The organism is Cellulomonas sp. Root485, assembly GCF_001426705.1.
Classification (GTDB): Bacteria; Actinomycetota; Actinomycetes; order Actinomycetales; family Cellulomonadaceae; genus Cellulomonas.
Genome location: NZ_LMFC01000004.1, coordinates 1 through 21,260, shown reverse-complemented (window position 1 = coordinate 21,260; position 21,260 = coordinate 1). Strand labels below are relative to the sequence as shown.

Sequence of the window (21,260 nt, the reverse complement as noted above, 5' to 3'; positions counted from 1 at the left end):
CCACGGGGATACCGATGGCCCAGCCCGTCACGGACGACGTGGCGGGTGGCGCCTCGGTGGTGCAGCTCATGGTGGGCACAACGGCGAGGGCGCGCGAGCCATTCCCTCGTGCTGAACCCCGGGCGACGGCACTAGGTTGGCGGCATGACGAGCACCGCCGACGACTCCACGTTCCTGCGCCTGCTCCGCGAGCAGATCGGCCACGAGTTCGACGCCCACCAGCAGTACGTGGCGATCGCCGTGTGGTTCGACGGCCAGGACCTCCCCCAGCTGGCGCGGCACTACTACCGCCAGGCGATCGAGGAGCGGAACCACGCGCTGATGATCGTGCAGTACCTGCTCGACCGGGACCTGCCCGTCGCCATCCCCGGCGGCAATGCGGTGCGCAACGACTTCACGCAGGTCACCGAGCCGATCGGCCTGGCCCTGCGGCAGGAGAAGCAGGTCACGACGCAGATCGAGGCCATCTTCGCGGCGGCGCGCGCCGAGGGTGACGCGCTGGGCGAGCAGTTCCTGCTGTGGTTCCTCAAGGAGCAGGTCGAGGAGGTCGCGTCGGCGACCACCCTGCTCACCGTCGCCACGCGTGCCGGCGACAACCTGTTCGACCTCGAGAACTACGTCGCCCGCGAGCAGATCGGTGACGGTGGCGAGTCCACCGACGCACCGTCGGCCGCCGGCGGCGTTCTGTAGGAGGAGCTGCTGTGCTGCTGCGTCGTCTCGCGCGTCCCCTGTTCGCCTCGTGGTTCGTCACCGAGGGCCTCGACGTCGTCCGGCACCCCGCCGCGCACGCCGCCGACGCCCGCGGCGCCCTGACGACGCTGCGCGCCCGGCTGCCCGAGCCGGTCCGCGAGGGTCCTGCCGGCGAGGCCCTGGGCCACGAGCTCAGCGACCGCCAGCTGACCACCATCGTCCAGGTCCACGGTGTCGCCCTGGCCGGGGCGGGCGTGCTGCTCGCGGTCGGCAAGGCGCCGCGCACGGCTGCGCTGGCCCTCGCGGTCCTGACGGCGCCCCTGATCGTGCTGAACCTGCCGTTCAAGCGCGTCAAGGGCGAGGACCCTGCCCTCCGGCGCGCCCGCCGCGACCGCTTCGTGCGCGCGCTCGCGTTCACGGGCGGTGCCCTCATCGCCGGGGTCGACCTCGAGGGACGCCCCGGGATCAGCTGGCGCGTGCAGAAGGCACGCTCCGACCACGCCGCCGCGAAGACGTCGGACTGAGACGTCCGCCAGGCTCCGTCGGCACCCCCGATAGCCTGGGTGCCATGGATCTCTGGACCGCACCGCTCGCCCGTGGCCCGCTCGACGCGCTCGTGGACGTCCCCGGCTCGAAGTCCCTGACCAACAGGTACCTCGTCCTGGCTGCGCTCGCTGACGCTCCGGGTCGCCTGCGCGGCGCGCTGCGGTCCCGCGACACCCTCCTGATGCGGGACGCGCTGGCCGGCCTGGGCGCTCGGATCGACGAGGACGGCGCCGACTGGGTGGTCACGCCGGGGTCGGTGCAGGGCTCGGCGAGCGTCCAGTGCGGCCTGGCGGGGACCGTCATGCGCTTCCTGCCGGCCGTCGCGGCGATCGCCGACGGACCCGTGCGGTTCGACGGGGACGACTCCGCCCTGGCCCGGCCGATGGGTCCCGTGCTCACCGCGCTGCGCACGCTGGGCGTGCGGGTCGAGGAGCACGGCGAGCCCGGTCACCTCCCGTTCACGGTGCACGGTCGCGGGTCGGTGCGCGGCGGTCAGGTCGACGTGGACGCGTCGGCATCGAGCCAGTTCGTGTCGGGCCTGCTGCTCGCCGCCGCCCGGTTCGAGCAGGGCCTGACCCTGCGGCACACCGGCCGGACGCTGCCGAGCCTCCCGCACATCGAGATGACCGTCGCGCTGCTGCGTGAGGCAGGCGTCGAGGTCGACGACTCCCGTCCTGCGATCTGGCGCGTCACGCCCGGTCCGATCGCCGGCCGGGACGTCCGCGTCGAGCCCGACCTGTCCAACGCGGCGCCGTTCCTGTGCGCGGCGCTGGTCGCCGGCGGCACGGTGCGCGTGCCCGGTTGGCCGACGAGCACGACGCAGCCGGGCGGTCTCCTGCCCGGGATCCTGGAGCGCATGGGCGCCACCACGCGCCTGGACGGCGACGTGCTGAGCGTGTCCGGCACCGGGACCGTCCGCGGCGTCGACCTGGACCTGCACGCCGCGGGAGAGATCGCACCGACGATCGCCGCGCTCGCCGTCCTGGCCGACTCCCCCACGCGGCTGCGCGGCATCGCGCACCTGCGCGGTCACGAGACCGACCGGCTCGCCGCGCTGGCCGCCGAGATCACGCGTCTGGGCGGGCAGGCCGAGCAGACGTCGGACGGGCTCGTCATCACGCCGCGCCCGCTGACCGGCGGCACCTGGCACACGTACGAGGACCACCGGATGGCCACCGCGGGGGCGCTCGTCGGGCTGCGGGTGCCGGGCGTGGAGGTCGAGGACGTCGCGACGACGGCCAAGACGATCCCGGACTTCGCGGGACTGTGGAGCGGCATGCTCGCCGGATCGGCCGTGCTCGCCTGATGGGGACCCGGCGCTACGACGAGCGGGACGTCCGCATCCGTCCTGGTCGTGGCTCGCGCCCCCGCACCAAGCAGCGTCCCGAGCACGCCGATGCCGAGACCGCGCTGGTCACGGCCGTGGACCGCGGCCGCTACGCGATCCTGGTGGACCCCGACGGTCCCGACGAGCGCGTCGCGATCGCGATGAAGGCCCGTGAGCTGGGCCGCGACCGCGTGGTCCCGGGCGACCGCGTGGACATCGTCGGCGACACGTCCGGCGACGACGGCTCGTTGTCCCGGATCGTGCGGATCAGTGAGCGGCGGACCGTGCTGCGACGGACGGCGGACGACACCGACCCGGTCGAGCGGATCATCGTCGCGAACGCCGACCAGCTGGTGATCGTGACCGCCCTGGCCGACCCCGAGCCGCGCACCCGCATGATCGACCGATGCGTCGCCGCCGCCTACGACGCCCGCATGGACGCGCTGCTGGCGCTGACGAAGGCCGACCTGGCGGACCCGGCGGAGCTGGTCGGGATGTACGCGCCGATCGGCGTCGAGGTCGTGGTCACCAGCGCGCAGTCGTCCGTCGGGGGCAAGATCATCCACGGCCTGGACGACGTGCGGGCCGCGCTGGAGGGCAAGACCTCGGTGCTCGTCGGGCACTCGGGCGTCGGCAAGTCGACGCTGGTGAACGCGCTCGTCCCCGGGACCTACCGGGCCGTCGGGATCGTCAACGACGTGACCGGTCGCGGGCGGCACACGTCGAGCTCCGCGGTGGCGCTGCGCGTGCCGGGCACGAGCAAGCCGACGTGGGTCATCGACACCCCCGGCGTCCGGTCGTTCGGGCTCGCCCACGTGGACCCGCAGCACCTCCTGGGCGCGTTCGCCGACCTCGCCGCGGTCGCCGAGGAGTGCCCCCGGGGCTGCACGCACGCCGACGACGCCCCCGACTGCGCGCTGGACGAGTGGGTCGAGGCCTCCCCCGACGACGTGACCCGGGCGGCCCGGGCGGCCCGCATCGAGTCCTTCCGCCGCCTGCTGGCCAGCCGGCTCGGCAGCGGCGAACCGGACAACCGGGAGCCCGCACGTCCCTGACGTGCGAACTCGACCCACTACGGTGTCGGGCATGAGTCTGCGCCCCGGGTACGACGACGACCTGCGCCTCGCCCACGTGATCGCGGACCAGGTCGACGGGATGACGATGTCCCGGTTCAAGTCTCAGGACCTGCGCGTGGAGACCAAGCCCGACCTGACGCCGGTGACCGACGCCGACAAGACGGCGGAGGAGATCGTGCGCGGTCAGCTGTCCCGCGCGCGGCCGCGCGACGCGGTGCACGGCGAGGAGATGGGCGACACCGGCCACGGACCGCGCCGCTGGATCATCGACCCGATCGACGGGACCAAGAACTTCGTCCGCGGCGTGCCCGTGTGGGCCACCCTCATCGGGCTTCTCGACGGCGACCAAGTGGTCGTCGGGGTGGTCAGCGCCCCCGCTCTCGGCCGGCGGTGGTGGGCCGCGCAGGGCTCCGGCGCGTGGACGGGCAAGTCGCTCGCGGCCGCGAGCCAGCTCCACGTGTCCGCGGTCGACCGCCTGGAGGACGCCTCGCTGTCGTACTCGTCGCTGAGCGGCTGGGAGGAGCGCGGGCAGCTCGATGCCTTCCTGAACCTGACCCGTCGCACGTGGCGCACCCGGGCGTACGGCGACTTCTGGTCGCACGTGCTGGTCGCGGAGGGCGCCGTGGACCTGTCGGCGGAGCCCGAGCTGTCACTGCACGACATGGCGGCGCTGGTGCCCATCGTCACCGAGGCCGGCGGCATGTTCACGTCGATCCGGGGCGTTCCCGGCCCGTTCGGCGGATCGGCGCTGGTGTCCAACGGGAAGCTGCACCAGGCCGCCCTCGAGTACCTGGACCCGCTGCCTGAGGCGTGACGGGCCGGTCCGCGGCACGATCGATGCCATGAGCACCGACCACCGCGACGACCGTGCCGCCTCGTTCGACCGCGCCGCCGCCGTCTACCAGGCCACCCGTCCGAGCTATCCCGACGAGGCCGTCCGGTGGTCCGTGCCGGCGCTGGCGCGCGACGTCCTCGACCTGGCCGCCGGGACCGGCAAGCTCACCGAACGGCTCGTCGCGCTCGGCTGGCACGTCGTCGCGGTCGAGCCGTCGGACGCGATGCGCGCGGAGCTGACCGCCGCTCTGCCCGACGTCGGGGCGCTGCCCGGCACCGCGGAGCGCATGAGCCTTCCCGACGCGTCCGTGGACGCCGTCACCATCGCGCAGGCCTGGCACTGGGTCGATCCCCCGATGGCCGCCGCCGAGATCGCCCGCGTCCTGCGCCCCGGCGGTCAGGTGGCGCCCCTGTGGAACGTGCGCGACGAGGAGACCGACTGGGTCGCCCGCTGGACGGAGATCGTGCACCGGGGCGACGGCCTGGAGACGAGCTACCGCGATCCCGAGCTCGGCGACGCGTTCACCGAGCCTGAGCACGCCACGTTCCACTGGACGCAGCGGCTGCGCACCGCCGACCTGCGCACCCTGGCCGCGAGCCGCAGCCACCTGATCCTGCTGCCGCCCGACGAGCGCGACGCGCTGCTCGACGAGATCGACGAGCTCGTCGCCACCCACCCGGACCTGCGCGGGCGGGAGTGGATCGACGTGCCGTACCGGACGGAGTGCTACCGGGCACGGCTGCGCTAGAGACCGAGCACACCGGGGAGCTGGTCGAAGGACTCGATCGTCACGACGTCGGCGGCGGCGATCTCTGCGTCCGTCAGCGGGAGCCGGCGCGCGCCCGGTCGGTCCACCCAGATGCCGAGCAGCCCCGCGGCGCGCGCGGCGACGGCGTCCACATCGAGCTCGTCGCCCACGTACGCGGTGCGCTCGGGGGCGGTGCCGAGCCGTCGGCACGCCTCGACGAACACCCGTGGGTCAGGCTTGCCGAACCCGTCACAACGACTGTCAGCCCTACGGCTCAAAGCCCTGCCTCCTCCGCCAGTCTTCGATCAGGGCCATGTCGGGGTCGCCAGGGAGCACTCCCCGACTCATCGGCTCCGCGACAGCGGGACGCGGCACGACGAAGCGACACGCGACGAGGTCGTCCAGTTCGACCCGTCCCTTCGTGAGGTCACGGGCCGACGGCCGCGTAGGAAACTCCTCGACTGCAAGAAGCCTCTCGAAGCCAGCACGCTCCACGAACGAGACCGTGTCGTGCAGAAGCGATCCCGCCTCCCGTTCGCTTCGGGCCGCCACGAACGCGTAGTACGCGGCTCGGCCCGGTGGGTCATCGAGACGAACGAGCCATCGCCGCAGCGGTTTCTTACGCAACAGGTGCACGTCTCATTCTTTAAATGCCCAGTGTCTCCGGCAGTGCGCCTAGAGAATCGATGACGAGAACCCCGCTCGCACGCGCGGAAGCGATATCGGTGTCCGTGATGGCGTGGCGGCGCCCGCCGGGGCGATCGACCCAGATCCCAAGGAGCCCGGCCCCCACTGCACCGAGCGCATCGACGTCGAGCTCGTCGCCGACGTATGCGGTGCGCTCTGGCTCCGTGCCCAGCCGTCGACATGCCTCGAGAAATGTCGCGGGATGGGGCTTGCCGAAGCCGAGTGTGTCGACGCCCACGAGCATCGGGACGCGGTCGAGCAGACCGACCCGGTCGAGCTTGGAGGTCTGGAAGGCGACCGACGCGTTGGACAGTGCGCCGACCGCGAGACCCGCCGCGAGAAGCTTGTCGAGGACCACGTCGACGTCCGGGTGGGCGGTCCACGCGTCCGCGAACGCCTTCTGGAAGGACTCGTCCCAGACGGCGAACCCGTCGGCGTCCAGCACCGGTCCGCCGAACTGCTCGTGGAGCTCGTTGGCGCGCGTCATCCGCTGCCCGGCGTAGCCGACCTCGCCGCGCGTGTACGCCGCGTAGTGGCCGCCGACGTCGGCCCGCCAGACCGTGACCAGCTCCGGGTAGCGCTCGGGCGGGAGGTCCGGCAGGTACCGCCGGGCGGCGTCGGACAACGCGTGCCCGAACGCACCACGGGTGTCGACGAGCGTGTCGTCGATGTCGAAGAGGACGCCGTCGACGCGCATCAGAGCGTGGCGCGCAGGGCGGCGATCCGCGCGAGCGTGGACTCCTTGCCCAGGATCTCCATCGACTCGAACAGCGGCGGCGAGATGCGGCGACCGCTCAGGGCCACCCGCAGCGGCGTGAACGCGAACCGCGGCTTGATGCCGAGACCCTCGACCAGGGCGGCCTGGAGCGCCTCCTGCGTCGCGGTGGTCGTGAAGTCCTCGATGCCCGCCAGCGCGGCGGCCGCGGCGTCGAGCACCGTCCCGGACTCCTCCCGGAGGGCACCGCGGGCGTCGTCGGCGATCTCGAGGGCGTCGTCCGCGACGAACAGGAAGCCGAGCATGCCGACCGCCTCGCCCAGCAGCGTGATGCGCTCCTGGATGAGCGGCGCGCCGGCGTCGAGCAGCGCGCGGTGCTCCGCCGAGAGGTCCGCGTACGCGTCCGTCGGGACCAGTCCCCCGCGGTGCAGGTACGGGACGAGCCGGTCGCGGAAGTCCTCGGGCGCCAGCAGCCGGACGTGCGCCGAGTTGATCGCCTCGGCCTTCTTCACGTCGAACCGTGCCGGGTTCGGGTTGACGTCCGCCGCGTCGAACGCGGCCGTCATCTCCGCCATCGAGAAGATGTCCCGATCCGGGCCGATCGACCAGCCGAGCAGCGCGAGGTAGTTGAGCAGCCCTTCGGGCGTGAACCCGTTGTCCCGGTGCAGGAACAGGTTGGACTCGGGGTCCCGCTTGGAGAGCTTCTTGTTCCCGTCGCCGAGCACCGACGGCAGGTGCCCGAACACCGGCTCGCCCGAGCCGACGCCGATCGCGGACAGCGCCCGGTACAGCGCGATCTGCCGGGGCGTCGACGACAGCAGGTCCTCCCCGCGCAGCACGTGCGTGATGCCCATGAGGGCGTCGTCCACCGGGTTGACCAGCGTGTAGAGCGGCTGGCCGTTGGCGCGCACGATGACGAAGTCCGGCACCGAACCGGCCTTGAACGTCACCTCGCCGCGCACCAGGTCCGTGAACGTCAGGTCCTCGTCGGGCATCCGCAGGCGCAGGACAGGCTCGCGGCCCTCGGCGCGGAACGCCGCCTTCTGCTCGTCGGTCAGGTCCCGGTCGACGCCGTCGTAGCCCAGCTTCGGGTCGCGGCCCGCGGCCTTGTGGCGGGCCTCGATCTCCTCCGGGCTGGAGAAGGACTCGTACGCGTGCCCGCCCTCGACCAGGCGCCGCACCACGTCCGCGTAGAGGTCCATCCGCTGCGACTGCCGGTACGGCTCGTGCGGGCCGCCCACCTCGACGCCCTCGTCCCAGTCCAGACCAAGCCAGCGCAGCGCGTCGAGCAGCTGGAGGTAGGACTCCTGCGAGTCGCGCGCCGCGTCCGTGTCCTCGATGCGGAACACGAACGTGCCACCCGTGTGGCGCGCGTACGCCCAGTTGAACAGGGCAGTCCGGATCAGGCCGACGTGCGGCGTCCCGGTGGGCGAGGGGCAGAAGCGAACACGAACACCAGAGGAAGTCACGGGCTCCAGGCTACTGGCGGTCCGTCAGGCCCTGGTCCACACGGTGGCGCTGCGGTCCTTGACCGAGACCTGTGCCGGGTCGTCGACGTCCACCGGCACCGGCCACTCGATGCCCAGGTCCGGGCTCAGCGGGTTGTAGGCGACACCGGGCATGCCCGGACGCCACTCCGTGTCGAAGCAGTACAGGTACTGCGTCTCGTCGGACACCGACTGGAACCCGTTGCAGACGCCCTTGGGCACGAACACCTGCGTGCCCTTCTCGAGCGGCACGGTGTGGACAGCCCCGTACGTCGGCGAGCCCTCCCGGGCGTCGAGGTAGGCGCCGAGCGCCTTCCCGGAGACGATGCCGACCAGCTTGTTCATGGCCTCGCCGTGCAGGCCGCGGATCGCGCCGCGCTTGCTCTCGGTCACGTTGACCTGCGCCCACGGGCCGTCGACCCGGGTGCTGAGGTCGTCGTGCTCCCACACCGAGGCGCGGTAGAACTCCCGCACGGTGCCGCGCGGGTCCTGCACCTGCTTCACGCGGAAGACGAGCAGGCCGTCGATCGGGGTGGTCTCCACGGCGACGTCGTCAAGGCTCACGGTTCTCCTTCGTTGGGGTGGGCGGCAGGGCCCGGGTCAGTGGCGGCGCAGCACCGGGTTGCGCAGCACGCTCGCCCGTCCGCGGCAGCCGGCGTGGATGGTCATCAGCGGCGCAGCACCGGGTTGCGCAGCACGCCGATGTCCTCGACCTCGACCTCGACGACGTCGCGGTCCACGATCGGGCTCACCCCCGCGGGCGTGCCGGTGAGGATCAGGTCGCCGGGCAGGAGCGTGAAGACCTCGGACACGTACGAGACGAGGTACGCCGCGTCGAAGATCATCTGCGACGTGCGGCCGTCCTGCTTCGTCTCGCCGTTGACGCGGGCGCGGACGTACAGGTCGTCGACGTCGAGGCCGGGCACGATCCACGGACCGACCGGGCAGGAGCCGTCGAACCCCTTCGCGCGCGTCCACTGGGCGTCGGCACGCTGGGCGTCGCGCGCCGTGACGTCGTTGGCGACGGTGTACCCGAAGACGTAGTCCAGCGCGCGGTCCGGCGGGACGTCCTTGGTGACCTTGCCGATCACGATGGCCAGCTCGGCCTCGTGCTCGACGTGCTCGGTCCAGTCGGGCAGGACGATCGGGTCGTCCGGGCCGATGACCGAGGTGTTCGGCTTGAGGAACAGCAGCGGCGCGGGCGGGAGCTCGTTGCCCATCTCCGCGGCGTGGTCGGCGTAGTTGCGGCCGACGCCGATGATCTTGGAGCGTGGGATGACCGGCGCCAGCAGGCGGACGCTGTCGTCGTCGAGCCGGATCTGCTCGCCCGTCGGCTGCACCGGCGTGTAGAGCGGGTCTCCGGTGATGACCACGAGCTCCTCGGACCCGGGAGCTCCGTCGACCAGGGCGTAGCGGGGGTCTCCCCCGGTGGTGAACCTCGCGATGCGCACGTCGGAAGCCTAGTTCAGGCGCGCGCGAGCACCTCGCCGTGCAGCACCGCGAACCAGCCGTCGGGCTGCTTGCCCCACTCGCGCCACGCGTCGGCGAGCAGCTCGAGCCCGACCTCGTCGGCGAGGCCGTGCGCGATGGCCTGCGCCGCGAAGTTCGAGGCCACGGAACGGTCCGCCCACAGCCCGGCCCACCAGGTGCGGTCCTCGGGGGTGGCGTAGCACCAGACCCCGGCGCTGGGCACGATGCCGTCCGGCTCGAACCCGGCCTCGCGCACCCACGACAGCAGCTTGCGGCCGGCGTTCGCGTCGGCCTCGTTCGCCTGCGTGACCTCGTGGTACAGCGCGAGCCACTCGTCCAGGCCGTCCGACTGGGGGTACCAGGTCATGCCCGAGTAGTCGGCGTCGCGCACCGCGACCACGCCGCCCGGGCGGGTGACGCGACGCATCTCCCGGAGCGCGGTGACGGGGTCCGTGAGGTGCTGGAGCACCTGGTGGGCGTGCACGACGTCGAACGCGTCGTCGGGGAACGGGAGCTCGTAGGCGTCCGCCACCTGGAACGTCACGTTGTCCGCGCCGGCGTCCGCAGCGGCCTTCTGCGCGATCTCCACGACCGCCGCCGAGGTGTCGACGCCGACGACCTCACCGGGCTCGAGGCGGGCCGCCAGGTCGATCGTCACTGAGCCCGGGCCGCAGCCCACGTTCAGCAGCCGGGTACCCGGGACCAGGGCCGGCAGCAGGTACGCCGCGGAGTTCTCGGCGGTGCGCCAGCGGTGCGAGCGCAGCACGGACTCGTGGTGTCCGTGGGTGTACAAGTCGGGGTGCGTCGGGGAGTTCACATCGAACTGTAATCATCGATGAGGCTCAGAGTTCAATAACCGGGACGAACCGTTTCGACATGCGAGATCACGCGGGTCGGATCGGATCGGCGGAGGATCGCTAGCATCCGACCATGCGCCGCATCATGGGGATAGACGTCGCCCGGGGCCTCGCCGTCCTCGGGATGATGACCGCGCACGTCGGGCCCGACGACCACGGCCCGATTCCGCCGGGCGGCTTCGCGCAGCTGGCGGACGGTCGGCCGGCGGCGCTGTTCGTCGTCCTGGCGGGCCTGTCGCTGGCGCTGCTCTCCGGCAGCACGGACCCCGTGACCGGTACCCGCCTCGTGCAGGCGCGCGTGCGCATCCTGGTCCGCGCGCTGCTCCTGTTCGGCCTCGGGGAGCTCCTCGTCATCCTGGCGACGCCGGTCGTCGTGATCCTGCCGACGTACGGGCTGCTGTTCGCGCTCGGCTGCGTCGCGCTGCGCTGGTCCCGGGCCGCTCTCCTGACGGCGGCGGGGGTCGTCGCCGTCGTCGGCCCCCCGCTGGGGCAGACCATCGCCGCCGGCCTCGAGGACGCGCGACCGACGGTGCTCACCGAGATCACGGTCGGCCACTACTACCCCGCGATCGTGTGGACGGCGTACCTGCTGGCCGGGCTCGCGATCGGCCGCAGCGACCTGCGCTCGCCGCGGCTGCGCGGCCTCGGCGCCCTGGCCGGGGTCGGGCTCGTGATCCTCGGGCACGGCGGCTCCTGGGTCGCGCTGCACCTGTTCGGCTGGCCCGCTGCGCTCGCGACCGCGGAGCCGCACTCGTCGACCACGTTCGAGGTCGTCGGCAACGTCGGCGTCGCGCTGCTCGTGATCTCCGGCTGCCTCGTGGTCGCCGACCGGTGGCCGCGGGTCCTCGCGCCGCTCGCGGCCGTCGGGTCGCTCGCGCTCACCGCGTACACCCTGCACATCGTCGTCATCGCCGCCCGCGGGCGGGGCGTCGTGTACGACGCGACCGTCGAGGTGTGGCTGGCGTTCATCCTCACGACGATCGGGCTGTGCTGGCTGTGGGCGGTCTCCGTGGGGCGCGGGCCGTTCGAGTGGGTGCTGCACCGCGTGTCGACGAGAGCGGCGGACATCGCACCCGACGTGCTGCCGGAACGCGCCGAGGCACCCGTCTCCCGCGACTGACCTGGACCTACACGCACTCCCACACAGCCTGGACCGCGTCCGAGCGCAGCGCGAGGAACCACTCGCCGGCGGGCCCCTGGAAGGCGTACAGCGCGTTCGCGGCGAGGAAGCCAGCGTCCGTCGGGTAGCGGTAACCGGCCTCGGCGCCTTCGACGAGCCCGTCGGCGCCCTCCGCGCCGACCGTCCAGGAGATCTCCTCCTGCCAGGCGCGCACGGCCTGGGACATCGCGTTGCCGCCCTCAACCGGCACGAACACCGGTCGACCTTCTGCGGTCTCCCCCGCCCGGCGCCACTGCGCGGCCACGTGGGTCGTCTCCTGCGAGAACGTCCGCCCGAAGCACGCCCCCTCGCCGGGCGACGCCGCGACGAGCGGCCCACCGTCGTCGGACGGCGTCGGCTCGAAGCCGGGCTGCCACCGGATGGCGTCGAAGTCCCCGCCGGGCACGTCGTGTTCCGTCAGGGTGATGGTCGTGCCGAACGGCGTGGTGATGGCGTAATCGAGGTTGGTGAGGCCGGGGACTTCCGACGGCGACGTCTCGGCGACGACCGCCAACGGACCGAGCCGGCGCAGCACCCGCTGGTCGCCTCTCTCGGCGTCCACGAGCGTGCCGCCGTCGCCGAAGACCCAGTACGGGAAGTACGAGGACTGCTGCGTCCGGGTCGTGGTCAGGACGAAGTCGCCTCCGAGGTCGACCTCGCGCGGCAGGGTGAGGGTGTCGTAGAACGTCTCGGTGTCCCAGCGGTACAGGCCGGCCACGAGCCCGTCGGGGCCGATCGCGGGCTCGTCGGCGCACGCGTCACCGGTCCGTGCGCTCGGGCAGGCCACTCGGCGAGGACCGGCCGCATCGACCTCGAAGAGGTCCACGCTGGCGCCCATCCCGTAGAAGTCGGCGGCCACCGCGACGTAGATCGAGGCCGGGCCGCGCGAGCCCACGAGGAAGACCGTGTCCGAGCTGTCGAGCAGCAGGACCGGCGCCATGTCGGGGGCCGGTGTCGGTGTCTGCCAGACCTCGCCCGTGCGCGGGTGCTCGAGGCGGTCCAGGACGGTGGCATCGTCGATCGACTCCTCGCGCACCACCGGACCGGTCGGCGTCGCGCTCGGCGTCGGCGTGACCGTCGGACTCGGCGTCGGCGTCGGTGTCGGGGTCACCGTCGGCGTCACGACGGGCACCACGGGCTCCGGGGTCTGCTGACCCAGCCCGAGCCACAGGCCGACCCCGAGCACGCCGACCACGCCGACGCCCGCGAACGACTCGGCGGTGCGACGCGCGATCCGGCGACGACGGGCAGCGGAGCGGACGAGGCCCAGACGGCCACCGTCGAGCCCAGGCGCAGCACCCTCGATGTCGTTCGACGCCCGGGCCAGCAGGGCGTGCAGCTCATCGCTCATGGCGCACCTCCGTCGGGGTCAGCGTCCGCACCGCGATCCGTTCACCGGCGTCCGTCGTGCTGCCGAGCTGCGCGTTCAGCCGCGCGAGCCCGTCGGAGGTGTACCGCTTGACCGCGCCCTCGGACAGACCCAGCGCCGAGGCCGTCTCGACCACGGAGAGGTCCTCCATCTGCCGCAGGACGACACACGCCCGCTCCCGCGGGCTCAACGTCGCCAGTGCCCGGACGACGTCCGCGCCCGGCAGCCTGTCGTCAGGGACGACCGCCGCGGGCGTCTGCGCGGCAGCGCGCTCCAGAAGTCGGTACTCACGAGTCCGTCGACGGCCCGCATCGATCGCCCGCGACGCGATCGCCCGACGGACGTAGGCCTCGGCCTGCTCGACCGACCCGAACCGCGCGCGCCCGGAGAACGCCGCGATCAACGACTCCTGCACGAGGTCCTGGGCGTCGGACGGAGACGCCGACACGAGGGTGGCGTGCGCGACCAGGCGCTGATAGCGCTCACGCGCGACCTGCTCCAGCAGGTCCTCCCACCGTCTGCTCACGCACCACGCTCCCTGATCGCGTCTCCTGAACCCATAACGCCTGTCGACCCGTGCGGCGTTGGGGTTGAGGTTTCTACGACAGGAGAGCGACCACGGAGAAGACGACGGCGAGCAGCGGGAACGCGCCCTGGGTCACCGCGGCGCGGGCCATGGCACGGTTCGTCGCGACGAGCACGAGGGCCGCCGCGAGCATCGACCCGCACGCGAGCAGGACCAGCGCGAGACCGACCGTCTCCTGCCCGGCGAGCGCCAGCACGACCCCGACCAGCGCGCCGATCGCGAGGAACAGGTTGTAGAAGCCCTGGTTGTAGGCCCACGGCTTCACTGCGGGTACGTCCTCGGTTCTCGTACGGAACCGCGCGTGCACCTCAGGGCGCTCGAACAGCAGCGACTCGTACGCGAAGAAGAGGACGTGCAGGAGGGCGGCGAGGACGGCGAAGACCGACGCGAGGATGACCACGAGGGCAGTCTGTCAGTCTCGCCTACCCTGGTGACATGCCCCTGACCGCTCCTCCTGTGCTTGACGCGGCGGCGTGGCAGCCGCTCGCCGACGCGCACGCGGAACGGGCGGACGCGTTCACCGCCGGCCGACGGGAACGCCGGTCGCGCCAGCAGAAGCACGCGATCGAGGACTTCCTCTTCGAGTACTACCCCGTGACGCCCGCCGTGCTGCGCCGCTGGCACCCGGGCGTCGGGGTCGCGCTGGACGCCTCTGCCCCGCATGCGGCCTGGCGCTGGTACCGGACGGCCGACGGCACCGTGACGCTCGACGCCGACGCGTTCCTCGCCGACCGCGGCGACGCCGTCCGGTTCATCCGCGGACTGTTGACCGCGACGCTCGGCCGCCCGGCCCTGACCGGCTGCTTCGGCATGCACGAGTGGGCGATGGTCTACCGGGAGACCGACGAGCACCGGCACCCGCTCCCCCTGCGGCTCGGCGCGGCGGGCACCGATGCCGTTGTCGAGACGCACAAGATCCGCTGCACGCACTTCGACGCCTACCGGTTCTTCACCCCCGAGGCGGTCGAGCTCAACACGCTGCGGCCGACACGCGCGTCGATGACCGCGATGGAGCAGCCCGGCTGCCTGCACGCCGGGATGGACGTCTACAAGTGGGCCACGAAGCTGGGCCCGGCGGTCCCCGGTGACCTCCTGCTGGACTGCTTCGAGCTCGCCCGGGACATCCGGACGCTCGACATGCAGGCGTCCCCCTACGACGTGACCACCTACGGCCTCGACCCCGTCACCATCGAGACCCCCGAGGGCAAGGCCGAGTACGTCGCCCGGCAGCGTGGCTTCGCGGAGCGCGGGAACCTGCTGCGAGAGCGGCTGGTCGGGGTGTGCGAGGCACTGTCCGGCTGACCGGCACGCTCGGCGGCGGTCGCCACCGTACGATGCGACCAGGTGCTGAGCAGGGAGGACGCGATGCCGGAGTCCGCACAGCTGCTCCTCGTCGAGGACGACCGGCAGCTCGCGTCGATGCTCGAGCAGATCCTCGTCGGCGAGGGGTATGACGTCGACGTCGCGCGCGATGGTCAGCGCGGTCTGCACCTCGGTCTGACCCGGACCTACGACGTCATCGTGCTCGACCGGGGCCTGCCCGCGATCGAAGGCCTGGACCTGCTGGGCCGGCTGCGCTCCCGAGGAGTGGTGACGCCCGCGCTCGTGCTCTCCGCCCTCGGCAACCCGGCCGACCGCGTGGCCGGGCTCGACGCCGGCGCCGAGGACTACATGAGCAAGCCGTTCGACGTCGACGAGCTCGCGGCGCGGCTGCGAGCTCTTCGGCGTCGGACGCGCGAGCACGTCGGGACTCTGCACGTCCCCGCCGGCACGCTCGACGTGGCCACCCGGCAGGTCACCACCTCGTCCGGTGCGCCCGTGGACCTCTCGGAGCGGGAGTGCTCGCTGCTGGAGCTGCTCGCGCGGCACCCCCGCCAGGTGTTCAGCCGCCCCGAGATCCTCGACCGGGTCTTCACGGACGCCGAGGACGAGGGCGTGGTCGACACCTACGTGTACTACCTGCGCCGCAAGCTGGGTCGGTCGACGGTCGCGACCGTGCGCGGCGCGGGCTACCGGCTGGGCGCCGGATGACCACGCCACGCACGACGCGCGCCGAGCACGACGCGCTGCGCCGGACCGCGCGCCGGCTCGGCGTGCAGACCGCGGTGCTCGTGCTGGGGTGCCTCGTCGTCGTCGGCGCCGCGGTCCTGCTGGTGGTCGTCCGGGCGCAGGACGAGTCGGCGCGGTCGAGGCTCGAGGGAACGGTGAGCTCGATCGACGACGCCCACGACGCTCCGCCCGGGATGTGGGTCGCGGTGGCGTCGCCCCGGGGTCTGTCCACGTCCGACGGCCTGCCGGAGAGCCTCCCGGACCTGGACGTGATGCGGGAGGTGGCCCGGTCGGGCGAGGACGTCTGGACGACCGCACCCACCGACGCGGGCACGGTCCGCGTCCTGACGGGCAGCCACGACGGCACCGTAGTGCAGGCCGCGGAGGACCCGACGGAGAGCCGCGAGGAGCTGGCACGGCTCGTCGCCGCGCTGCTGGTGGCGGGCGCCGTCGGGGTCGTCCTCGCGGGTCTCGGCGCCGTGTGGCTGACCCGGCGGGCGGTGCAGCCGATGGTCGCCGCCCTGGACCTCCAGCGGCGCTTCGTGGCCGACGCGAGCCACGAGCTGCGCACCCCGCTCACGCTGCTCTCGACGCGGGCCCAGCTGCTCGACCGGCACCTGACCTCCGACTGGGGCGCCGGGCCGCCCGACCGGGTGCAGCACGACGTCGACGGTCTGCTCGCCGACGCGGCGGCGCTGGCGTCCGTGCTGGACGACATGCTCCTGGCCGCGGACGCGCGCTCGGTCGATGCGGTCCCGGTCGATGCGACCGCGCTGGTGCAGGACGTCGTCGACGCGGCCCTGGCCACGGCCCAGGAACGGGGGGTCGAGCTCGCGCGCACCGGCGACGCGCAGGCGTCGGTCCTCGCGTCGCCGGTGTCGCTGCGCCGGGCGGTGACGGCGCTCGTCGACAACGCCATCGACCACGCCACGGCGGCCGTGGACGTCGACGTGTCCCGCCGGGACGACCGGGTGCTCGTGCAGGTGCTCGACGACGGTCCTGGCCTGCCGGAGACCGACCAGCTGTTCCGGCGGTTCGCCTCGCACCGGGACGCGGGGGCGTCGGGCGACGACCGTCGGCACTACGGCATCGGGCTCGCGCTCGTCGCGGAGGTCGCCGCCCAGCACGGGGGCTCGGTCAGCGCGTCGGCGCGCCCCGACGGCCGGCCGGGCGCCGCGGTCACGCTGGAGCTGCCTGCAGCGCGGTGAGCAGCTCGCCGTCGGCGTCCACGGCGAGCACCGCCACGGCGCCGTACTCCGCCGCCCAGGCGATCCCGTCGCGGCCGAGGGCCAGGACGCAGGTGGCCAGCACGTCGGCGGTGGTGAGGTCGGCGGCGACGACGGTGGCCGCGCGCAGATCCGTCGCGGGCTGCCCGGTGCGGCCGTCCCAGACATGCTCACCACGCTCGTACGTCCCGGAGGTCGCCACCGCCCCGTCGCGGACCTCGAGCACGGTGCGGAACGACTGCGGGTCGGACGGGTCCCGCACGCCGACGTTCCACCCGCGGCCCGGCTCGGGCTCGCCGCGGACGACGACGTCGCCGCCGGCGTTCAGGCAGAAGGTGGTCAACCCGGCCGCCGTCAGCGTGTCGGCCGCCCGCTGGGCGGCCCAGCCCTTGACCACACCGTCCGTGTCGAGCGAGCCGTCGGGTCGCCGGACCGAGAACGCGCCCCCGGACAGGTCGCCGAAGCGTGCCGCGATCCCCAGGACCTCGCGCAGGTCGGGGCTGGGCTCCGTGTCGTCGTCGTCGTACCGGCTCACCTCGCTGTCCGGACGGAAGCGACTGAACCGCCGGTCGGCTGCGTGCATGCGGGCGAAGGCCTCCTGGACCGCTGCACGTTCGACCCGCTCGTCCAGCGCGCCGCGGACGTCGACGGACATCGGGATGCCCATCACGAGCTCCAGGTGACGCACGCGTCAGCCCCGCTGGTCGATGGCGGACTGCACGGACTCGGCGTACGCCTCCGACGTGTACGTGGCACCCGAGACGGTGTCGATCTGCGCGGACTGGGCGTCGACCACCTCCTGCGCGAGGAGCGGCGTCGCCCGCGCGTTGATCTGCACGCTCTCGTGGTGGCCGCCGGGAACCTGCAGCGCCTGCACGTCGCTGATCTGCCCCGCGGTGAACGTCACGGAGACCTGCACGGGGCCGTACCGCGTCTGTACCGAGGAGCCGACGATCGTGACGGTGTCGTTGGTTGTGGTCCCGGCGTCGGACGTGGATCCTGCCCCGGTGCTCGTCGCCGGGTCCGTGGTCGAGTCGGACTGGCCGGTACCCACCGAGCCGGCGGCCGCTGCCGTGCCGTCGGTGCTCGACTCCGGAGAAGTCGACGTGGGGGCCAGCACCGCGAACTTGGTGAAGCCTGCCGCGCCGATCGCGGCCAGCGACCCCAGGTAGATCACGGTGCCGCGCCAGCGTGGTGTCGTCATGAGTCGAGCTCCTCTCGGTGGATGGCGGACCTGGGCACCCCGACGGCGCGGGCTGCGCGCACGACGGCGTCGGCCATCGCGGGCGGGCCGCACACGAACACGTCGCGCGACGCGATGTCCGGGACCAGCCCTCGCAGGTGCTGCGGGTCGAGGGGGTCGTAGCCCAGCTGCGCCCGGCGGCCCGGTACGGGCACGTAGGTCAGGTGGGGCGACGGGGTGAACTCGGCCGCCAGCGCCAGGCTCGCGGCGTCGTGCGCGCGGTGCAGGACCACGAGCTGACGGCCCTGGGCCAGCAGCTCCTCCGCGAGCGCACGCACCGGCCCGACCCCGGCACCCCCGGCCACCAGCAGGACCCGGTCGGACGTCGCCCGGTCCGCCGTGAACGTCCCGAAGGGCCCCTCGACCTGCACCCGGGTGCCCGGCCGCAGGTCCGCGACGGCGGACGAGTGGTCCCCGAGCGCGCCCACGGTGAACCGCAGGTGGTCGTCGGTCGGTGCCATGGACAGCGAGTAGGGGTGCGCCGTCGCGCGGTGGCCGGGGGTGAGGAAGCGCACCAGGAAGAACTGGCCGCCGCGGGCGTCGAGGCGCGAGAGCCCGTGGCCGTGCACCCAGACGCTCGCCAGCCCGTTCGCCTCGGGCACCACGGCGGAGACCCGCAGGCCGTACCGGCGGTGCGACACCAGCGGGAGCACGACCCGCCAGGTCAGCAGCGCGGCCGCCGTGCCGGCGTAGAGCAGGATCCAGAGCCCGCGAGCGACCGGCGAGTCGACGAAGTGCGTTCCGCCCGCCACCTGGTGGGCGAACGCCAGGAAGATCCCCACGTAGATGCTCAGGTGCACGGCGAACCAGACCTCGTACGAGAGGTGGCGGCGGGCGAGCCTGGCGCTCGAGACCCCGACGGCCACGAACAGGACCGTGCCGATGACCGCGGGCCACAGGTACGGCTGCGTCGCCAGCACCGCCGGCACCTCGGACCACACGCTGAGCCCGTCCAGCAGCGACCCGCCGACGATCATCAGGGCCACGTGGGTGAGGACCAGCAGGACGACGGAGGTGCCGAGCGACCGGTGCCACGCGACGAGCCGGTCGAAGCCGATGCCCCGCTCGAACCACGGCACGCGCCCGATGAGCAGCAGCTGCGCACAGACGAGGTACGACGCGAGCAGCCCCGCCAGCTCGCCGAGCGACATCAGGGCCCCGCCGGGCGTGCCCCCGGTCGACGCGGCCGTGCCCGTCCACCAGAACACCAGCACCGCGAGCACGCCGAGCCACAGCGTCGGCAGGACGCCGCTGCGTGCCCGGGTGCGTCGCGGCTGGGCGAGCGGCGCCAGTGGTGGCGCCTCCCAGGTCGTCGTTGTCATGTGACGAGTCTCGGCGGGGATTCTCCGAGGATTCTCGGAGCTTCCTGTCCCCGGGCTGTGCGACCGCGAACGACGACCGGACCCGTCACCCCACCGTCAGCGTCCACCCCCCGTTCGCCTTGACGTCGATGATCGACGGTCCCGAGCTCAGCGGGACGGTTCCCGAGTACGGCCCGATCTCGTTCACGAGCAGGCCGAACTCGAACAGGGAGCCGGTGTCCTCGCTGACCGAGAAGTTGCTGTCACCGTCGTGGGTCGCGGTGAGCGCGGCCGTCGCGCCGTCGTAGAGGAAGACCGCGTCGCCCGAGCCCGCGGGGGCCAGCAGCGGGGCGGTCGAGAACGGGGCGACCGTCAGCGTCCAGCTCCCGTCCGCGGTGATCTGCAGGGTCACGGGCTCGCTCAGCCCTCGACCGAACAGCGTCGTCCCGGTGTAGGGACCGATGGTGTTGACCAGCAGCTCGCCGGTCGAGCCGTTCTCGGCGTCCAGCACCGCGATCGCGAAGTTCGCGGCGCCGTCGTGCGTCGCCGTGACGATCCCCGCCGTGGCGCCCGCGGGGAGCGCCACCAGGTTGTCCCCGGCGCCGTCCTGGGTGGCGGGCGTGAACGTGCCGAAGGTCTCGTCGGCCCACGACTGGACGGTCGCCTCCGGCTCTGCGGGCTCGTCGGCCTCGGCGGCCGGAGCGTCCGCCGCATCCTCGGTCTCGACGGCTTCCGGCGCCTCCGCGGCCGGGGCGTCCGCGGCGTCGTCGACGATGGTGTCCGCAGCGTTGGGGCCGTTGATCGCCCCGATGATCGAGGAGATGACGAACAGCACGCCCGTGATGATCCACGCGGTCTTCTTGTACTGGTCATACCCCGCGAGCGGCCTGCCGACCTTGTCCTTCTGGGCACCGGCCAGCACCAGGATGATGTCGACGAGCACCCAGATGCCGCAGCCGCCGAGCGTGACGAGCTTGAGCACCCCGGTGCCGACCTTCCCCAGGTAGAACCGGTCGACGCCGAAGAAGCCCAGGAACACGCTGAAGAGCCAGGTGGCGATGAACGACTTGTCGGAGACACCGGCGACGGGCGGTGCGCCGTACGGACCGGGCTGGCCGTACGCCGCGGCAGCCGAGCCGTACGCGGCCGGAGGCGGTGCGCCGTAGGCGGAGGTCTGCGGCGGCGGAGCGCCGTAGCTCGCCACCGGCACGTCCTGAGCCGGAGCCGGCGGGGGTGGTGGGCCGATGACCTGGGTCTGCGGAGGTGGGGGCAGCGGAGCGACCGGCGGGGACGGCGGTGGCGGCGGGACCATGCCGGGGCCGACGGGCTCGGTCGGCGTGGCAGGCGGGACCGGGTCTGGTCGATCACCCTCGGGCGTGGTGTCGTCGTGAGACATCGTTGGCTCCCGCGTACGTCGGAGCCGACTCGGGGCGGGCACCAGGGCACCGCGGCCCTTCAGCCCCCCAGCCGCTGTCCACAGTATCGGCGCCCGCCGTCGCCCGGAAGGCTGCGGGCGAGCGACGGCCCGCGGCGGAGAGTCGCCGCGGGCCGTCCGGTCGTGTGCTCAGCGTGCGCCCGCACCGGAGGTGACGATCGACTTCACCGTGCTCGCGGTGTCGAGCGTGTAGGAGTACGTCACCGACTTCACCGAGCCACCGGTCTGGCCGGCGGTGGAGTTGACGAAGTAGTTGTTCCTCGCCACGAGCGTGCCCGCCGGGGACGAGCCCTCACCGAGGTGGAAGGTGTCGTCGGTGTTCTCGAAGTAGTTGCCCTCGACCAGGACACCACCTTCCATCGTGGAGGCCACCCCGTACGACCCGACCGAGCTGTACAGGTTGTTGAACACGTGCACCGGGTTGCCGAACCGCACCCGCGGGTTGCGCTGGTTG

At 72.9% G+C, this 21,260-nt stretch carries 24 protein-coding genes and 1 pseudogene; 10 read left to right on the top strand and 15 right to left on the bottom strand.

What is annotated here, in order from left to right; genetic code table 11:
- The first annotated feature begins 144 nt into the window (after positions 1-144).
- From ASD16_RS17640 to ASD16_RS17615, 6 genes are read left to right on the top strand one after another with little or no spacing between them, the layout of a single operon-like run.
- Positions 145-690 (top strand): ferritin, encoded by a 546-nt coding sequence (locus tag ASD16_RS17640; protein WP_055920779.1) that lies wholly within the window; start codon positions 145-147, stop codon positions 688-690.
- 11 nt (positions 691-701) lie between these two features.
- The gene (locus ASD16_RS17635; protein WP_055920776.1) at positions 702-1,214 is read left to right on the top strand and encodes a DoxX family membrane protein; all 513 of its coding nucleotides are present in this window, start codon (positions 702-704) and stop codon (positions 1,212-1,214) included.
- A gap of 44 nt (positions 1,215-1,258) precedes the next feature.
- On the top strand, positions 1,259-2,542 hold the full coding sequence (aroA, locus tag ASD16_RS17630) for a 3-phosphoshikimate 1-carboxyvinyltransferase (protein ID WP_055920773.1): 1,284 nt from the start codon (positions 1,259-1,261) through the stop codon (positions 2,540-2,542).
- Complete coding sequence (rsgA, locus tag ASD16_RS17625) at positions 2,542-3,618, top strand: ribosome small subunit-dependent GTPase A (RefSeq protein WP_055921651.1); 1,077 nt, start codon at positions 2,542-2,544, stop codon at positions 3,616-3,618. The genes aroA and rsgA overlap by 1 nt, the downstream gene beginning before the upstream one ends.
- Positions 3,619-3,649: 31 nt before the next feature.
- Entirely contained in the window at positions 3,650-4,453 is an 804-nt protein-coding gene (gene hisN, locus ASD16_RS17620; protein WP_055920770.1) for a histidinol-phosphatase, read from the top strand.
- 28 nt (positions 4,454-4,481) lie between these two features.
- Positions 4,482-5,222 (top strand): class I SAM-dependent methyltransferase, encoded by a 741-nt coding sequence (locus ASD16_RS17615; RefSeq protein WP_055920766.1) that lies wholly within the window; start codon positions 4,482-4,484, stop codon positions 5,220-5,222.
- Here ASD16_RS17615 and ASD16_RS17610 read toward each other — a convergent pair.
- The 7 genes from ASD16_RS17610 to ASD16_RS17580 all read right to left on the bottom strand — a co-directional run bounded on the left by ASD16_RS17610 (position 5,219) and on the right by ASD16_RS17580 (position 10,398).
- Positions 5,219-5,446: an HAD hydrolase-like protein gene (locus ASD16_RS17610; RefSeq protein WP_055920763.1), complete on the bottom strand. Its 228-nt coding sequence runs from the start codon at positions 5,444-5,446 to the stop codon at positions 5,219-5,221. The two genes, ASD16_RS17615 and ASD16_RS17610, sit on opposite strands and share 4 nt — an antisense overlap.
- A 43-nt stretch (positions 5,447-5,489) precedes the next feature.
- The gene (locus ASD16_RS17605; protein WP_157454009.1) at positions 5,490-5,858 is read right to left on the bottom strand and encodes a hypothetical protein; all 369 of its coding nucleotides are present in this window, start codon (positions 5,856-5,858) and stop codon (positions 5,490-5,492) included.
- A gap of 10 nt (positions 5,859-5,868) precedes the next feature.
- Positions 5,869-6,606, bottom strand: a complete 738-nt coding sequence (locus tag ASD16_RS17600) for an HAD family hydrolase (RefSeq protein ID WP_055920757.1) — start codon at positions 6,604-6,606, stop codon at positions 5,869-5,871.
- Positions 6,606-8,093 (bottom strand): glutamate--tRNA ligase, encoded by a 1,488-nt coding sequence (gene gltX / locus ASD16_RS17595; RefSeq protein WP_055920754.1) that lies wholly within the window; start codon positions 8,091-8,093, stop codon positions 6,606-6,608. The genes ASD16_RS17600 and gltX overlap by 1 nt, the downstream gene beginning before the upstream one ends.
- 24 nt (positions 8,094-8,117) lie before the next feature.
- The gene (locus tag ASD16_RS17590; RefSeq protein WP_055920751.1) at positions 8,118-8,675 is read right to left on the bottom strand and encodes a dTDP-4-dehydrorhamnose 3,5-epimerase family protein; all 558 of its coding nucleotides are present in this window, start codon (positions 8,673-8,675) and stop codon (positions 8,118-8,120) included.
- Positions 8,676-8,779: 104 nt separating this feature from the next.
- Positions 8,780-9,562: a fumarylacetoacetate hydrolase family protein gene (locus tag ASD16_RS17585; protein WP_055920748.1), complete on the bottom strand. Its 783-nt coding sequence runs from the start codon at positions 9,560-9,562 to the stop codon at positions 8,780-8,782.
- A 14-nt stretch (positions 9,563-9,576) separates the two neighbouring features.
- Complete coding sequence (locus ASD16_RS17580) at positions 9,577-10,398, bottom strand: methyltransferase domain-containing protein (protein WP_055920745.1); 822 nt, start codon at positions 10,396-10,398, stop codon at positions 9,577-9,579.
- A 113-nt stretch (positions 10,399-10,511) separates the two neighbouring features.
- On the opposite strand from ASD16_RS17580, the gene ASD16_RS17575 reads away from it, so the two are divergent.
- Positions 10,512-11,558, top strand: a complete 1,047-nt coding sequence (locus ASD16_RS17575; RefSeq protein WP_055920742.1) for a heparan-alpha-glucosaminide N-acetyltransferase domain-containing protein — start codon at positions 10,512-10,514, stop codon at positions 11,556-11,558.
- Between the two features lie 7 nt (positions 11,559-11,565).
- On the opposite strand, the gene ASD16_RS17570 is transcribed toward ASD16_RS17575, so the two are convergent.
- The 3 genes from ASD16_RS17570 to ASD16_RS17560 form a co-directional block, all read right to left on the bottom strand.
- On the bottom strand, positions 11,566-12,948 hold the full coding sequence (locus ASD16_RS17570; protein ID WP_055920739.1) for a hypothetical protein: 1,383 nt from the start codon (positions 12,946-12,948) through the stop codon (positions 11,566-11,568).
- On the bottom strand, positions 12,938-13,492 hold the full coding sequence (locus tag ASD16_RS17565) for an RNA polymerase sigma factor (protein WP_055920736.1): 555 nt from the start codon (positions 13,490-13,492) through the stop codon (positions 12,938-12,940). Before ASD16_RS17565 ends, ASD16_RS17570 begins: the two co-directional genes overlap by 11 nt.
- 73 nt (positions 13,493-13,565) lie before the next feature.
- Complete coding sequence (locus ASD16_RS17560; RefSeq protein WP_055920732.1) at positions 13,566-13,952, bottom strand: DUF1304 domain-containing protein; 387 nt, start codon at positions 13,950-13,952, stop codon at positions 13,566-13,568.
- Positions 13,953-13,987: 35 nt separating this feature from the next.
- Here ASD16_RS17560 and ASD16_RS17555 point away from each other — a divergent pair, with 35 nt between their 5' ends.
- Genes ASD16_RS17555 through ASD16_RS17545 form a run of 3 tightly spaced genes read left to right on the top strand, consistent with a single transcriptional unit; the run spans position 13,988 to position 16,809 of the window.
- Positions 13,988-14,854 carry a hypothetical protein gene (locus ASD16_RS17555; RefSeq protein ID WP_055920729.1) on the top strand — a complete coding sequence of 289 codons (867 nt, stop codon included), beginning with the start codon at positions 13,988-13,990 and terminating at the stop codon, positions 14,852-14,854.
- 42 nt (positions 14,855-14,896) lie between these two features.
- Positions 14,897-15,583, top strand: coding sequence for a response regulator transcription factor (locus ASD16_RS17550; RefSeq protein ID WP_369817995.1), 687 nt, complete (start codon positions 14,897-14,899; stop codon positions 15,581-15,583).
- On the top strand, positions 15,580-16,809 hold the full coding sequence (locus ASD16_RS17545; protein ID WP_055920726.1) for a sensor histidine kinase KdpD: 1,230 nt from the start codon (positions 15,580-15,582) through the stop codon (positions 16,807-16,809). Before ASD16_RS17550 ends, ASD16_RS17545 begins: the two co-directional genes overlap by 4 nt.
- On the opposite strand, the gene ASD16_RS17540 is transcribed toward ASD16_RS17545, so the two are convergent.
- The 5 genes and pseudogenes from ASD16_RS17540 to ASD16_RS22400 form a co-directional block, all read right to left on the bottom strand.
- On the bottom strand, positions 16,781-17,515 hold the full coding sequence (locus ASD16_RS17540) for an FAD:protein FMN transferase (RefSeq protein WP_157454008.1): 735 nt from the start codon (positions 17,513-17,515) through the stop codon (positions 16,781-16,783). The two genes, ASD16_RS17545 and ASD16_RS17540, sit on opposite strands and share 29 nt — an antisense overlap.
- A gap of 3 nt (positions 17,516-17,518) precedes the next feature.
- Positions 17,519-18,031, bottom strand: coding sequence for an FMN-binding protein (locus ASD16_RS17535; RefSeq protein ID WP_082570967.1), 513 nt, complete (start codon positions 18,029-18,031; stop codon positions 17,519-17,521).
- Complete coding sequence (locus ASD16_RS17530; protein WP_055920723.1) at positions 18,028-19,392, bottom strand: ferric reductase-like transmembrane domain-containing protein; 1,365 nt, start codon at positions 19,390-19,392, stop codon at positions 18,028-18,030. Before ASD16_RS17530 ends, ASD16_RS17535 begins: the two co-directional genes overlap by 4 nt.
- Positions 19,393-19,477: 85 nt before the next feature.
- Positions 19,478-20,767: a TM2 domain-containing protein gene (locus tag ASD16_RS17525; protein WP_235523392.1), complete on the bottom strand. Its 1,290-nt coding sequence runs from the start codon at positions 20,765-20,767 to the stop codon at positions 19,478-19,480.
- 168 nt (positions 20,768-20,935) lie between these two features.
- Positions 20,936-21,260, bottom strand: a pseudogene (locus ASD16_RS22400) (hypothetical protein); the annotation flags it as partial.

Excerpts from the sequence above, each read along its gene's own strand:
- ASD16_RS17640 (WP_055920779.1), top strand. The coding sequence starts at position 145 with ATGACGAGCACCGCCGACGACTCCACGTTCCTGCGCCTGCTCCGCGAG.
- aroA (WP_055920773.1), top strand. The coding sequence starts at position 1,259 with ATGGATCTCTGGACCGCACCGCTCGCCCGTGGCCCGCTCGACGCGCTC.
- rsgA (WP_055921651.1), top strand. The coding sequence starts at position 2,542 with ATGGGGACCCGGCGCTACGACGAGCGGGACGTCCGCATCCGTCCTGGT.
- hisN (WP_055920770.1), top strand. The coding sequence starts at position 3,650 with ATGAGTCTGCGCCCCGGGTACGACGACGACCTGCGCCTCGCCCACGTG.
- ASD16_RS17615 (WP_055920766.1), top strand. The coding sequence starts at position 4,482 with ATGAGCACCGACCACCGCGACGACCGTGCCGCCTCGTTCGACCGCGCC.
- ASD16_RS17600 (WP_055920757.1), bottom strand. The coding sequence starts at position 6,606 with ATGCGCGTCGACGGCGTCCTCTTCGACATCGACGACACGCTCGTCGAC.
- ASD16_RS17575 (WP_055920742.1), top strand. The coding sequence starts at position 10,512 with ATGCGCCGCATCATGGGGATAGACGTCGCCCGGGGCCTCGCCGTCCTC.
- ASD16_RS17570 (WP_055920739.1), bottom strand. The coding sequence starts at position 12,948 with ATGAGCGATGAGCTGCACGCCCTGCTGGCCCGGGCGTCGAACGACATC.
- ASD16_RS17555 (WP_055920729.1), top strand. The coding sequence starts at position 13,988 with ATGCCCCTGACCGCTCCTCCTGTGCTTGACGCGGCGGCGTGGCAGCCG.
- ASD16_RS17545 (WP_055920726.1), top strand. The coding sequence starts at position 15,580 with ATGACCACGCCACGCACGACGCGCGCCGAGCACGACGCGCTGCGCCGG.
- ASD16_RS17535 (WP_082570967.1), bottom strand. The coding sequence starts at position 18,031 with ATGACGACACCACGCTGGCGCGGCACCGTGATCTACCTGGGGTCGCTG.
- ASD16_RS17530 (WP_055920723.1), bottom strand. The coding sequence starts at position 19,392 with ATGACAACGACGACCTGGGAGGCGCCACCACTGGCGCCGCTCGCCCAG.
- ASD16_RS17525 (WP_235523392.1), bottom strand. The coding sequence starts at position 20,767 with ATGTCTCACGACGACACCACGCCCGAGGGTGATCGACCAGACCCGGTC.